11 protein-coding genes are annotated in these 12,952 nt (G+C 45.1%); 6 read left to right on the plus strand and 5 right to left on the minus strand.

The features are described 5' to 3' along the window. Positions 1-62: 62 nt before the first annotated feature. Positions 63-2,138, minus strand: coding sequence for a DNA helicase IV (gene helD / locus F0232_RS20750; protein ID WP_105058040.1), 2,076 nt, complete (start codon positions 2,136-2,138; stop codon positions 63-65). A 177-nt stretch (positions 2,139-2,315) separates the two neighbouring features. On the opposite strand from helD, the gene yccS reads away from it, so the two are divergent. The 5 genes from yccS (at position 2,316) to F0232_RS20775 (ending at position 7,934) form a co-directional block, all read left to right on the plus strand. Beyond that, positions 2,316-4,499: a YccS family putative transporter gene (gene yccS / locus F0232_RS20755; RefSeq protein WP_105058039.1), complete on the plus strand. Its 2,184-nt coding sequence runs from the start codon at positions 2,316-2,318 to the stop codon at positions 4,497-4,499. A gap of 332 nt (positions 4,500-4,831) precedes the next feature. Further along, positions 4,832-5,017 (plus strand): hypothetical protein, encoded by a 186-nt coding sequence (locus tag F0232_RS20760; protein ID WP_061031158.1) that lies wholly within the window; start codon positions 4,832-4,834, stop codon positions 5,015-5,017. 121 nt (positions 5,018-5,138) lie between these two features. Continuing rightward, positions 5,139-5,477 carry a hypothetical protein gene (locus F0232_RS20765; RefSeq protein ID WP_061031159.1) on the plus strand — a complete coding sequence of 113 codons (339 nt, stop codon included), beginning with the start codon at positions 5,139-5,141 and terminating at the stop codon, positions 5,475-5,477. Between the two features lie 208 nt (positions 5,478-5,685). Continuing rightward, positions 5,686-6,948: a hydroxymethylglutaryl-CoA reductase gene (locus F0232_RS20770; protein ID WP_105058835.1), complete on the plus strand. Its 1,263-nt coding sequence runs from the start codon at positions 5,686-5,688 to the stop codon at positions 6,946-6,948. 74 nt (positions 6,949-7,022) lie between these two features. Further along, positions 7,023-7,934, plus strand: a complete 912-nt coding sequence (locus F0232_RS20775; protein ID WP_032498365.1) for a LysR family transcriptional regulator — start codon at positions 7,023-7,025, stop codon at positions 7,932-7,934. Positions 7,935-7,961: 27 nt separating this feature from the next. Here the strand turns inward: F0232_RS20775 and F0232_RS20780 are convergent, their stop codons facing one another. The 3 genes from F0232_RS20780 to F0232_RS20790 form a co-directional block, all read right to left on the minus strand. Next, positions 7,962-8,876, minus strand: coding sequence for a YjjW family glycine radical enzyme activase (locus F0232_RS20780; RefSeq protein WP_105058038.1), 915 nt, complete (start codon positions 8,874-8,876; stop codon positions 7,962-7,964). Between the two features lie 24 nt (positions 8,877-8,900). Then, positions 8,901-10,457: a YjjI family glycine radical enzyme gene (locus F0232_RS20785; protein ID WP_171750966.1), complete on the minus strand. Its 1,557-nt coding sequence runs from the start codon at positions 10,455-10,457 to the stop codon at positions 8,901-8,903. A gap of 311 nt (positions 10,458-10,768) precedes the next feature. Then, a complete protein-coding gene (locus tag F0232_RS20790; RefSeq protein ID WP_105058036.1) occupies positions 10,769-11,350 on the minus strand; it encodes a class I SAM-dependent methyltransferase in 582 nt (193 codons plus the stop codon). A gap of 162 nt (positions 11,351-11,512) precedes the next feature. Here F0232_RS20790 and F0232_RS20795 point away from each other — a divergent pair, with 162 nt between their 5' ends. Then, positions 11,513-12,391, plus strand: coding sequence for a LysR family transcriptional regulator (locus F0232_RS20795; protein ID WP_010428915.1), 879 nt, complete (start codon positions 11,513-11,515; stop codon positions 12,389-12,391). 10 nt (positions 12,392-12,401) lie between these two features. On the opposite strand, the gene F0232_RS20800 is transcribed toward F0232_RS20795, so the two are convergent. Further along, positions 12,402-12,752, minus strand: a complete 351-nt coding sequence (locus tag F0232_RS20800; protein WP_008218874.1) for a hypothetical protein — start codon at positions 12,750-12,752, stop codon at positions 12,402-12,404. Positions 12,753-12,952: the final 200 nt, after the last annotated feature.

Below are 12,952 nucleotides of genomic sequence, written 5' to 3' on the forward strand. Positions count from 1 at the left end.
TCTGCAAATAAAATACAGGCGAATGCGACTTAAACCCCTACCTAAACACCCTAGCTAGACGACTACTTTTTACGGACTACAGGGTAGTCGGAGCCGTGTAGCTCTTGTACGAAGCCAGAACCATCGCCACTGTGCGTGATCCACACTTTCTCTTTAGCACGTGTCATCGCTACGTAGAACAAGCGACGTTCTTCCGCGTATGGGAACACGTCTGACGATTCAGTCAATGCACCATCAATATGCAGTTGCTTCTTCTTCGCTGGGAATTGTCCTTCATCCACGCAAAGGATAATAACGAAGTCTGCTTCTTTACCCTTACTGGCGTGACAAGTCATGAAGTTGATATCAATGGAGGTGAAAATCTTCTTCCAGTCTTCCAATAATTCTGGCCTGTGATAGTGGTTACGACCAAGCAATAACACCGACTTGTTAGTTTTGCCTTTAGATTGACGGTTAAGTTGATCAAGAATCTTCTCAACTTCTTTACTTGGCGCACTGTATACCGCCTTTTGCTTCTGTTGCTTGAAGCTGTTCAGCTCTTTCGGCAACTGAATTGGGTTTTCCTGCACAAAGCGATTCGCTACTGCGCCCAACTGATTGTTGAAACGATACGTGGTATCGAGGTGATGAATTGTCGAGCTCGCGAAACGATCTTTAAAACCTGTAGTTAAATCAACGTCTGCACCCGCAAATTGGTAGATGGATTGCCAGTCATCACCCACGGCAAAAATAGACGCTTGGTGCTCCGCTTTAGACTGGTTACACAGTGCCTCTACCAAGGCAAGGCGATCAGGAGAGATATCTTGATATTCGTCGATCATGATGAACTTCCAAGGCGAGATAAACTTACCTTTTTCGACGTACTGAGTTGCACGGCTGATCATGGTCGAGAAATCGATATGGTTCTCTTCTTTCAGTGCCTTTTGCCACGCCGTAACACATGGCCAGCAAAGTGATAGTTCGCTGTTAAGACGTGTGTAATCGCGGTGGTCAATAAGCTGCTGCTGTACTTCTTTCTTGGTTAAGCCTGATGCGTTCAGCTGTTCTAGTTGCTTTTCAAGCCAGCCAATCAGTTTAAGGTTTGAAACGTGACTGCCTAGCTCGTCATCACCCGTCAGGTAAGCAATCGGCCATTTAGATAAGTGTTTTTGCCAACGTTTGAAGTTGGTAGGCGTCATCCAGTGCTTCTTCAACCAATCAATACACCATGCTTGGCGCTGGTTATCATCAAGTGCTAACGGAGAAATCACCACACGTTCGGTTTCAACCTCATTCAAGATCTTCAAACCCAACTGGTGGAAGGTATTCACTTGAACCTTCTCAGCGGACAACCCAATTTTACTGTCGAGGCGCTGCTTCATCTCTTCGGCCGCTTCACGACCAAAGGCAAGCAATAAAAGCTCTTCGGCTTGCGCTTGGTGACTTTGCAATAAATAAGCGACACGTGCTGTCAGAACACTGGTTTTCCCTGAGCCCGCACCTGCAAGAATCAGATTGTGGTCATCGTTCATCAAAACCGCATATTGCTGTGACAGGTTCAACGGAGATGACTCACACTGAGCAAACAACACTTCCCAGTTTTTTCTCTCGGTCTCAAGCCATTGCTGGTTTCTTTCCGCTTGTTTAACCTCGGTGTCTGACAACCACCGCTGCATTCTTGCGATGCGATTTGGCATACGCTGCGCAGCTTCGTCCAAAGTCATCGTCATACTCTCTAGGCCAGAGTTAACCTTCTCAACCCAAGTGTTGACTTTAGAATGAGGAAGAAAGGCTGGAAGTTGCTCTAAGCGTAATAACTCAGCTTCCCATTGAGGTACGTGTTCGGCCAGCTGCTCACACTGTGTGTCGTGCCATTTCTGGTATGCCGCCACAGATGCACGTGCAAACTGACGACACTGGTCCCAAGGTAGACCTTGAACTAACCAACTGCGCTGCTTTCCGTCTTGTTGGTTAGCAAAAAACTGTAACGATCCCCAAAACAATCCGCGTTTGATCGCGATCTTGCCACTCCAAATAGTAAACGGGATACGTTCCTCACTGCCCACTGACGACAACAGCAGACGTGAACCATCGAGTTCAACCTGATGGTATTCATTTTGAATAAAAAATTGTGCAGTCTTGTTAGCGCTTAGCTGCATTGGAGTGTGCTCTTAATTGGGAATATTGAATTTATATCATGATGCAATGAGAATTAATAATATCTCATATCTTATCGACGCTTTCATGACCACCTATGGACAATTATGGATAAGTATCAAATTCTTGTGCTTGATTTCTGTTAGGATTATGGTTTTTAGTGCGTCAAGCGAGTGACTGTGGACTTTTCAGCCAAATTACGCCTCTATTGGGCGAATAAAACCATAAATTACAGCGTATTAATTCTCATCACTCTGCTCGGAGTAGTCGTACCTGCTTGGTATTATGGACAGAACACACTCATCACCCCGTTGATTTTAGGTGTTATCGCTGCGGCATTGGCCGAAAGTGATGACAGCTTTACCGGTCGCTTAAAAGCCCTGACCCTAACCTTTATCTGTTTTGCTGTCGCCGCTTTTTCTATTGAACTACTTTTCGACACCCCCTGGTTGTTTGCATTAGGTTTATTTGCGTCAACATTCTCATTCATCATGCTGGGTGCAATCGGGCCTAAATACGCCAGTATCGCCTTTGGTTCTCTGCTAGTGGCCATATACACCATGCTCGGCGCCCATGAGAGCATCAACTTATGGTTTCAACCTTTATTACTCTTAACGGGCGCGGCTTGGTACTACTTCATGTCGATGATTTGGCAAATCGTGTGGCCGATGCAACCTGTACAGCAGAACCTTGCTACGGTGTTTGACCAAATTGGCACCTACATGGAATCTAAGGCTGAGCTTTTCTACCCTGTTTCTGACCTTATTCCTCAACCACACCGCATTATTGAAGCCAAATTGAATGCGAGTACCGTGAATGCGCTCAACATGTGTAAAGCAACGCTACTTAACCGTTCTAAGCGTGGGCACATTGATGGCCCTAGTGACCGCTTCTTAAACACTTATTTCATCGCGCAAGACATTCACGAGCGTGTGAGTTCGACCCACTATCGTTATCAAGAGCTTGCTAAACACTTTGAACGCTCTGATGTGCTATTCCGCTTCAAATACCTACTGGAAGCGCAGGCAACGGCATGTAAAGAGGTGGCGAGCTCACTCAAGGTCGGCACCGAGTATCAACATGGTGATAAGTCAGTGTTAGCGCTGGATGAATTAATGTCTTCACTCAACCACCTACATCAACAAAATAAGCCTGAATGGAAGCCGTTGTTGAACCAACTGGATTATCTGTTCAGTAACCTAGCGACCGTTGAGAAGCAGCTATCAAACATCAGTAACCCAGATGCGGAAAAGCTAGAGGAAGATGTATTAGACGACACCAACCCACATACGCTCTCGGCAATGTGGCAGAAGATCAAAGCCAACCTTCATACTGACTCTATGCTCTTTCGCCATGCCATTCGTATGGCAATCACACTGACACTTGGCTACGGGATCATCCAAGGGTTTGAGATCGAACGCGGTTATTGGATCTTGCTAACGACATTGTTTGTTTGCCAACCAAACTATAGTGCTACCCGCCAAAAGCTGACTGCGCGTGTTATTGGTACCGTTGCTGGCCTGTTGATCGGTGTGCCACTGTTGACCTTCTTCCCTTCTCAAGAAAGCCAGTTGGTATTCATTGTGATCAGTGGTGTGATGTTCTTTGCGTTCCGTATTAATAACTACGGCTTCGCGACAGGCTTCATCACCCTATTGGTACTGTTCTGCTTTAACCAGCTTGGTGAAGGCTATGCGGTGGTTCTGCCAAGGCTTGCAGATACCTTCATTGGCTGTGCTTTGGCGGTATTGGCAGTGGTTTATGTGTTACCCGATTGGCAATCAAAGCGACTACACAAGGTAATGGCTGACGCGCTGGACGCCAACAAAAACTATCTAGCGCAAATCATCGGTCAGTACCGAGTCGGCAAAAAAGACACGCTGAATTACCGTATCGCTCGTCGCAGTGCGCACAATAACGATGCGAATCTGACTGTGGCGATCAGCAGTATGTTAGTCGAACCTGGGAAATACCGTACTTCTGAAGATGAGAGTTTCCGTTTTCTAACACTCAACCACGCCCTATTAAGCTACATTTCGGCGTTAGGAGCCCATAGAACTCGTATCGACGACGAAGCGACACACAAGCTAGTATTAGACGCTCACCGTGTGATACATGAGCACCTCGACGCACTTAATGATCAGCTTTACTCTCACTGCGAGCAATGTGAGGTTAAAAATACTTACGATCCGGATTTGGACAAGCGTTTAAGTGAATGGCGAGAAGAAGATGAGAGTTCTGTCAGGATGGTCCTACAGCAGCTGCATTTGATCTATCGAATGCTTCCAGAACTGCATACGCTAGCGACCAAATTTGCGGTTAAGGTAAAGATTGATAAACCACTCGATAAAGAAGATTCTTGAAAAGCAAACAAAATACTGTAAAAACAAAAAGATAGCATAAATCGCTCACCTTTTGATCACTTGTTACAGTAATACTTCTCTTCACAAATACCTATAACTGGGTAGAGCAACTCCTTGCCTACCCTTACTACAAAAGGGCTAGGACGATTTTTACATTGTAAGAATTTTCTGACCTTGATTGACCAAGCCATAACTTTGCTTAACATTCCTCGGACAAAAAACGACCACAGAAACCTATAGTTGTCTTAGTTCTAGGAAACGACAAATTTATTTTAATATTCACTTAATCTTGTTTGATTTCCGGTAACAGTAGTCTATGCTCATTAGAGCATATGGAATTGCAGCAAGGTCACATTATGAATACACAACAATTTGAAGCATTTAAACAGCAGATCCAGCTTCTTAACCCGGAGCAACTAAAAGCGTTGCAGGGTGAGATTGACGGTAATCTGGAAACAGAGAAAGAAACTCTGCTTACCGACGAAGAGCTAAATGCACTTAACGATCTGTTCAGTTAATAGACAGATATCACTATTTTAGCTTAAGTTCACCGTTTCACCGTAGATTTCCCCTTCTCAACATTGCGCTTAAAATATCGTCCACCTAGACTCTTCCCATACGTCAATTAAAGGTCCTGCTATGTCGATATCTGGTATTCAATCTGGTTACGCCATTATTCAGCAGTCTGCCAACATGGCTGAAGAAGCGGCGATCGAGCTCAAACAAGCGTCTGAGCACCCCCCAGTCTCTAAAGATACTTTTGAATCTGATGATGTTTTCAAAGGCAGTGATCTCAGCTTTAATCAAGTTGAACCCGAACAGTCCCTTTCATTCAAAGACAAAGAGTCAGAACCCTCTTCTTCATCAAACGATGCACTGATCAAATTAACCCAAAGTGCTAGCTATAACCGAGTCGGTGCTAGTGTAGTTGATCGCCAAAATGAAGCCATTGGTAGCCTACTCGATATCCATATCTAGGCCGTGCTGATCTGTTGAACTGATCTATAATCGAATTTAACGTCCGGTTCCTGTAGTCTGAATCCCTTTGGTTCAAGCACTTTTAATACTTTTTGACGTAATAAGCACACAAACTGTAACTCATTATATCTGGCGCTTGTTTCTGGTTTATTACTCGGTAGAATCAGCGCAAACCATTTTGCTGCACAAACTTTACTTCATACTATTTATGCCAAAACTAAATCTGCATCGCCGTGACTATGTTTCTATTTTAGGGGGCGATATCTCCGCAGACGAATTAGAAAATAAACTCCAGCCTCATTTTGAAAAGCCAGCAAACAAGCTGACTCCTAGCCCTTACCTGACAGAAAAGAATGTGACACGCCGTTGGACGGCTCTCGACAACGCAGAATCACAACAAGAGCTACTCGACCCTCATACCGAAAGTCAGATGCAAGCCTACGAAAAAAACATCGAGCACTTCGTTGGCACAGTGAAAGTGCCTGTCGGTATTTCTGGCCCATTGCGCGTCAACGGCTTGTTTGCCCAAGGTGATTACCTAGTTCCACTGGCAACAACCGAAGCAGCACTTGTCGCATCTTATAACCGAGGCTCTAAGCTCATTAGTGCTTGTGGTGGCGCGAGTGCAATGTTGCTCAATGAAGGCGTAACACGCACCCCTGGCTTTGCATTCCAAGGTTTAGTTGAAGCTGGACAGTTTGTAGCATGGGCAGTAACTCAGTATGAGAAGTTTAAAACCCTAGCTGAATCTACGACTTCCCACGGCAAACTGACCGATATCAATATCAACATTGAAGGCAACCATGTTTATTTGGTGTTTGAGTTTCTAACCGGAGATGCTTCTGGTCAGAATATGGTGACCATCGCGACCAACGCGGTATTTGAGTACATCATCGAACACACACCAGTTAAGCCTGACCATGCCTTCCTTGATGGTAACTTGTCGGGTGATAAGAAAGCGAATACCCAAACCTTGCGCAGCGTTCGTGGTAAAAAGGTAACCGCTGAAGTTAATATCCCAGCAGAACTGGTGGCTAAGTATCTACATACCACGCCAGAGAAGATGGTTCAGTTTGGTCAAATGACCACTGTGGGCGGCGCTCTTAGCGGCACTATCGGTATCAATGCCCATTACGCTAATGCACTGGCTGCACTTTACATCGCTTGCGGACAAGACGCAGCGTGTGTTGCAGAATCTGCCATTGGCATGACTCGCATGGAGTTGAACAAAGAAGGCGGCTTATACGCAAGCGTAACACTTCCTAACCTAATGGTGGGTACTGTTGGTGGTGGTACAAGCCTTCCAAGCCAAAAAGCGTGTCTTGATTTGCTAGGCCTGCACGGCAATGGTAAATCCCAAGCCTTAGCTGAGGTTTGTGCTGCATTGTGTTTAGCCGGTGAGCTTTCCATCGTAGGTGCATTTTGTGCAGGCCACTTTTCACGAGCTCACCATAAGTTAGCTCGTAAATAACCTTTATCATTTTGGCTTGCTCGGTTTTGCTGTAAATTCAAAATCACAAGCCAATTTGAATTCGTGAGTCATACATGGATTACTTACACTTATCGAGAGTGAGCCTTAAGCACCTCACTGCTCTACATATAATGCTAAATACCCATAGCGTGACTCAAACCTCTGAGCAGCTCTGTGTTAGCCCATCAAGTGTGAGTAAGACCCTGTCTCAGCTTCGTGAGATCCTCAACGACGAGCTGTTCTACCGAGATGGCACTAAGCTCATCCCAACGCCCTTTGCTCTTCAAATCGCTCCAACGGTTCACGCGATTCTTTCCAGCATGAACGGATTGCTTCATCAGAAGAGCTTCGCTCCAGAGGAATACCAAGGCAGCTTTTCACTCTCGATGCGGGAGAGTACCTTTGAAGTATTCGCCTCTAAAATCAGCAGAATCACCACAGAGCTTGCTCCGAAAGCAAAACTTCATATCTATTCGAAACAGCAGCTTGGGTTCGATGCTTTGCTCAGCGGCAAGGTTAATTTGATCTTATTGCCTCACGATATTTCTCAACCTCCAACAGACAACAAAGAGCTGGTGTGGGAAACGATCCTGCCGGATGAGATGGTTTGCTTGATGGGTGCTCATCACCCGCTCGCACAGCAAGAGCTGACGGTAGAGGGTTACCTAAACTACAAGCACATTGGCATCTTAGATAATGAACTGTCACAGCCTTACTTTGAGCAAAGCCTAGTGCAACGCCATAAGCCGAGAGAGATGGCTATTTCGGTCGCTGATTTTGGGGCAGCGGCTGTGCTTTGTCACAATACACCTTTCCTGTTCACTTGTTCGAAACAGTGGGCTGAACATGCCAAGCAAGCGCATGGATTAGTGAGTAAGCCACTCCCCTTCGATTACGGAAAAGTGGCGTACAGCTTAGTGTGGAACAAGCCAAACATGAATGATCAGGCGATCAAATGGCTGTGTGACCTGTTTTTAGAAGCCTAACTCTTCGGTCATGGATGACAGTGAATATTAAGTGTACACCTCTGGCGTTTGCATCGGCCTTTGAACGATCGCGTAGAGCTTGTCGTGGAAGCTTTGCATCTGTTGTTTTGTACACTTCGGCCACTCCAACGCCTCGCCAATCACGCCGTGATGTTGAAAAGCATTGAGTCGAATCCGAACATCAGCTGGCAATCCTTTCAAGTAATACCCAACTTGGTTTATCTCTTCCTCAAGGTCACTCTTACCAGGAATATGCAAAAGCCTAACTTCGTGTAACTTACCTTGTTCCGCTAGATAGTTGATGGTTTCAAACACACGATGATTCCCTCTTCCCACTAGCCAGTTATGGGTTTCTGATTGCCAAGATTTAAGATCAATCATCGCTCCATCAAGATAAGGCAACACCTTGTCCCAACCTTGTTTTGACAGCGAGCCATTGCTATCAATAAAACATGTGAGATGCGCTAGCTGCGCATCGCTTTTCATCGCTTCAAATAGATCAATGATAAACGGCAACTGCATGGTCGCTTCTCCGCCCGACACGGTAATACCACTCAGGAAGAACTGGTTATGTCTCACAAGCTCTAGCACTTCTGAAACCGTCATCGTGGTGATTTTCGGGCTCGATTTATGACCACAAACATCAATACACTGGTCACAATTGGTGCAAGCCACCGGATCCCATATCACTTTGCCACTAATAGTACTCAAGGCACCACTTGGGCAGCCACTAACGCAATCTCCGCAATGATTACAGTGATTGATGGTATGAGGGTTATGACAGGTTATACAGTCGAAATTGCACCCCTGTAGAAACAGTACAAGCCGATTTCCCGGTCCATCAACACAAGAAAAGGTCAGCACACGGCTGACCTTCGCTTGTTTTTCTGTCTTATTGTTATTAACCCTAGCCATTTGAGTTGTTAGATCAGAAATTTTCATAGTTAATGTGCTTCGAACACTAGGTTATTCGTACGTTGGCGACATCTCTAAGGCTGCCACACGCGGTTTACGCTCTAAGATGCCCGTATTTTTCGCCGCTTCAGCTCCTAAGAAAGTTGTGTTGGTGCGTGAACCTTCTTCGTCGTATTTAGCGATGTCAGACAGCTTAATCATGTAACCTGTCACTCGTGCTAAGTCGTTCGAGGCAACGTTAGCGGTAAACTCACGGTAACCTGCTTGAATCGCACCTTTACACAGGTTGAACATCGCTTCTGGATTTGACTTCACGGTTTCGTCGATGGTTAAAATGTCACTGATACCTGAGGTATAGAACTTGTGGTGACCCGCTGTCGCACGAACGTAAGAGACAGGATCTGGTTCGGTTCCATAAGGGATACGCACACCTGGTGTTACACCTTCATCTAAGCTGATACCACCTTGAGCATGCAATAGAGCCTTGCCTTCTAGACCATATTTCACTTCAGAGCTATCAACGATCTCAGCCAGTTTTTCTGAAATGCGATGCCCAAGTTGGTTGGCTTGCTCGTCATGACCATAGCGCCCAGCTTTACCCTCTTTCTCCATCAAGATATTCACAGCTTCAGCCATACCGTAGATGCCGAACATTGGTGCGAAGCGGTCTTCTTCGATCAGACCCTCTTGGGTTAAGAAACCCTTGAAGAAATTAGATTCTTCATGCAAGAAGCGGCTGCGAGCGTTCATTAGCTCAACCATGATAGCGCTGTAGTGTGGTAACACTTGCTGTAGGAAATCGAAACTGTCCTCAGACTTCAACGCTACTTGTTTTAGGTTCATACGTACTAACGTGTTTGAACCACCAGCCAAAGGAAGAGAGTTATAACAACTCACGATGCCAAAGCGCTTATCACCGTATGCCGCAGCGTGTGCTGGGTAGTTAGCGATGTGTGGCTTACTGCATTCACAAATATTGCTCGCAGCATGACGTAGCAAATCATCAGGTGTTACAGCAGGGTCATACATAAAAGTAAGGTTTGGCGCAATCTGCTTGAGTTCAGCATCAACTCGCAAAATAGTACGGCAGATAACGTTGTCTGTTGGCCCGATATTCACATGCATGAACGCATCTGGCAGTGTGCGGTCCAGCATGATCCAGAATAACTTAAGCTTCTGATAAACCTGCTCTTCTGTTAAGTCGCCAACGAAAGGCATTAATACATCATCCAATTGACCTAAGTAAACCGGAATAGATGTGACCGATGGAACGTGATGGTAAAGGATGGTAAGCATATTCAATGCTTCATCGAAATTAGTTGCCGCGCTAAGCTCTAAGTACTTTGAGCCTTGATGTAAGTATTTAGAATAATCGGGAAGCACATAGCGCGGCTTAAATGGGGCGTGACCTTCAAACATGTCACATAACACGCCTTGCTGTAAGGCTTGCTCTACTTCACTACTTACCGGCATGTACGGTAGGCTCGCTTCAGCCTCTAAGGCAAGATAGCTCGACTTCTGTTTTGGTGACAGATTGGCATCTGAAATGATATTGCTAAAGCGTTGTTGCTGCTTGGAAAGTTGTGGAGAAGCAGATTGGTGGCTCATGATAAAACCCTTAAAATTGTTATGGGCTTATTTTATATCTGGCCATTTAGTTTCCACTAGTGAAATGTATGCAAGGATACATTTCCAAAATGGAAATAAGTAGTTTGTAATTGGGTGATTTTCGAGGGGCGGATTTATGCGTTTAAAACGTTAGTAAGTGTCATAAATCTCAACAATTAAAAATAGAAAACCCACATAACTGGCACTAAGACCGTTGATGTGGGTTCGGTTATTTATATATTACTTTGTTTGCTAAAACGTGTTTTGGATTTTAGTTCTCGTTAAACACTTAGCCATAAGCTTCAAATGAACTACTTACGCCCAACGCCCATCAGCACTTTTAGCTTACCTTGCGGGGTATCAACGGAGAAAGGTGTCGATACTTCAACGACAGAAAATCCAGCAGCACTCAATACGTTCTCTGAACGCTCAGGGCTTACGCCGTAATCATCACTACCGTTTTCTAGACACCAGTCCCAGTGAACAAATGTGCCATCGTTCTCGAGTAGCGTATAAATCAGGCTTACTGTGTCTTGTAGGTTCGGGATAAAGCCACAAACCGACGACGCGACCACTAGGTCAAACTGATTTCGGAATGCTGGATGCTGCGCTGCAAGCCCGCGCGATAGAATATCAACAACCGGTTCAACGTTGGGTAGTTCTTTCTTGTCTAGCTCTTCAATCATCCCTTCAGACATGTCGAGTGCGATGATCTCTTTTGCTAAAGGAGATATTTTTTGGCTGAGTAGTCCTGTACCACAACCAAAATCAAGGACACGGGTTCCGTTTAAATCAACGAGCTGTGTTAACTGGTCAAATATGGACTGTGCGAATACTGCGGTCGCGGGATCTTTATCCCAATCAACGGCGTACTCGTCCCATTGTTTCGCCATCATGGCCTCCATCTTTACTTCTTGTAGGTTCGGAACCTGCCCAGAGTAAACTAAATTAGTCAATTCGTCATAGAGTTATCATGCAAAGATGGACTATTTCTAAGATAGCCAGCACAATATTCAATATAATATGCACCAATACCCGCCTAATCTGGAAATGAAATGAACCTTTCTCAAGTCCAAGCCTTCTGTTCTGTTGCTGATTTAGGGTCAGTCTCTGAAGCTGCTCGCCAGCTAGAATGCAACCGAACCAAGCTTAGTATGTCGATCAAAGCCTTGGAGAAAGAGTTAGATGTAGAACTTTTCGTACGTAGCGGCAACCACGTCGAGCTGTCTGAAGCAGGCAAAGCCATCTATAAAGATTGCGAAGGAATGTTAGTGACAGCAGCGCGTATTAAACAAACCTGCCTCCATGTTTCTGGTGAGTTCAACGCCGAGATATGGATTGCTCGCGATGATTCTCTACCCGATGAAATGTGGCAAGATTTATCTCACACGCTGAATAACAAGTACCCTTCTACTTCTTTCAACTTCGTTCTAGCATCGAGTGGCGACTTAGCCAACCTCGTCGAAACTCAACAAGTTGATTTTGCATTCGGTGTTGATTACGAACGTGTAGACGACCCACGAATCATCTATAACCCGCTTGGTAAGATTCGGATGATGTCTGTGTGTAAAAAAGGACATGACCTGAGTGCAATGCGCCGCGTCTCCGACGAAGTACTAAGAAATTCGATGCAAGCGACCATGGTTTATCTCAATGAAAAAGATAATCCAGAGCTTGAGCCCTTCTCTCGTCGTTACATTGGTTTCTCTAGCTTTGACTTTATGCTGGATACGATTTTACGTGAAGAGGCATGGGGCGTAATGCCAGAGCCATTGATTCGTCACTTACTGCGTGAACAAGAACTAGCAGTGATCAAACACACCTACGGCCTGACTCAAGAAGATTACTGCATGTTTACGGCAGCCGGGATGGCAGAACACCCAGGTATGAACTGGCTTGCGGACCAGCTGAGCGATTACTTGTTTGATTTCTAATTAGCGCTTGTTAGAAGACCATCACGTGGTCAACTAAATAGCGTCCGTCTTCTTCAACTAGCACCATTTCAGCAACGAATTCGCCTTTGGCAATGGTGTATGCCTGCTTCCATATAAAAGCGACGGAATCAGAACGCCTAAACACCGCAACAGGTTCGCGCTCTGCAAAAAAGCCGTTGCTGTGTTGATAATGATGGCACACCTTTTCTAAATACTCAGGTGTCACTATGTCCTTCATTCGTTGAGTAAAGTCGCGACAATGTTGGGCATGATCAACATTGGTTGAGCCCTCCATCAAATTATCCATAATAGGGTTAGCGATTGCCCACAAATCGCTATCGCTAATATCATCAAACTTCATCGTCATCCTTTCTTTCCCACGATTCCAAGCGCTAATGCCCTTCACTGCGCTATAAAACACCGCTGAATGATGTGTATTATTAATGATAAGCGATCTTGATTCAGTTGCACACTAGTCCACGAAAACAGTCATCGTCAATTTTACTGACACCTGAAAATTAATGTAAATAACTGAATTAAAATGAATAATATAAAAAACCA

Source organism: Vibrio sp. T3Y01 (assembly GCF_013114525.1).
GTDB classification, from domain to species: Bacteria; Pseudomonadota; Gammaproteobacteria; order Enterobacterales; family Vibrionaceae; genus Vibrio; species Vibrio chagasii_B.

Bases quoted from the DNA above. Each gene is read 5' to 3' on its own strand.
- F0232_RS20795 (WP_010428915.1), top strand. From the start codon at position 11,513: ATGAACCTTTCTCAAGTCCAAGCCTTCTGTTCTGTTGCTGATTTAGGG.
- F0232_RS20780 (WP_105058038.1), bottom strand. From the start codon at position 8,876: ATGAAAATTTCTGATCTAACAACTCAAATGGCTAGGGTTAATAACAAT.
- F0232_RS20790 (WP_105058036.1), bottom strand. From the start codon at position 11,350: ATGGCGAAACAATGGGACGAGTACGCCGTTGATTGGGATAAAGATCCC.
- F0232_RS20775 (WP_032498365.1), top strand. From the start codon at position 7,023: ATGGATTACTTACACTTATCGAGAGTGAGCCTTAAGCACCTCACTGCT.
- F0232_RS20770 (WP_105058835.1), top strand. From the start codon at position 5,686: ATGCCAAAACTAAATCTGCATCGCCGTGACTATGTTTCTATTTTAGGG.
- helD (WP_105058040.1), bottom strand. From the start codon at position 2,138: ATGCAGCTAAGCGCTAACAAGACTGCACAATTTTTTATTCAAAATGAA.
- F0232_RS20800 (WP_008218874.1), bottom strand. From the start codon at position 12,752: ATGAAGTTTGATGATATTAGCGATAGCGATTTGTGGGCAATCGCTAAC.
- F0232_RS20785 (WP_171750966.1), bottom strand. From the start codon at position 10,457: ATGAGCCACCAATCTGCTTCTCCACAACTTTCCAAGCAGCAACAACGC.
- F0232_RS20760 (WP_061031158.1), top strand. From the start codon at position 4,832: ATGGAATTGCAGCAAGGTCACATTATGAATACACAACAATTTGAAGCA.
- F0232_RS20765 (WP_061031159.1), top strand. From the start codon at position 5,139: ATGTCGATATCTGGTATTCAATCTGGTTACGCCATTATTCAGCAGTCT.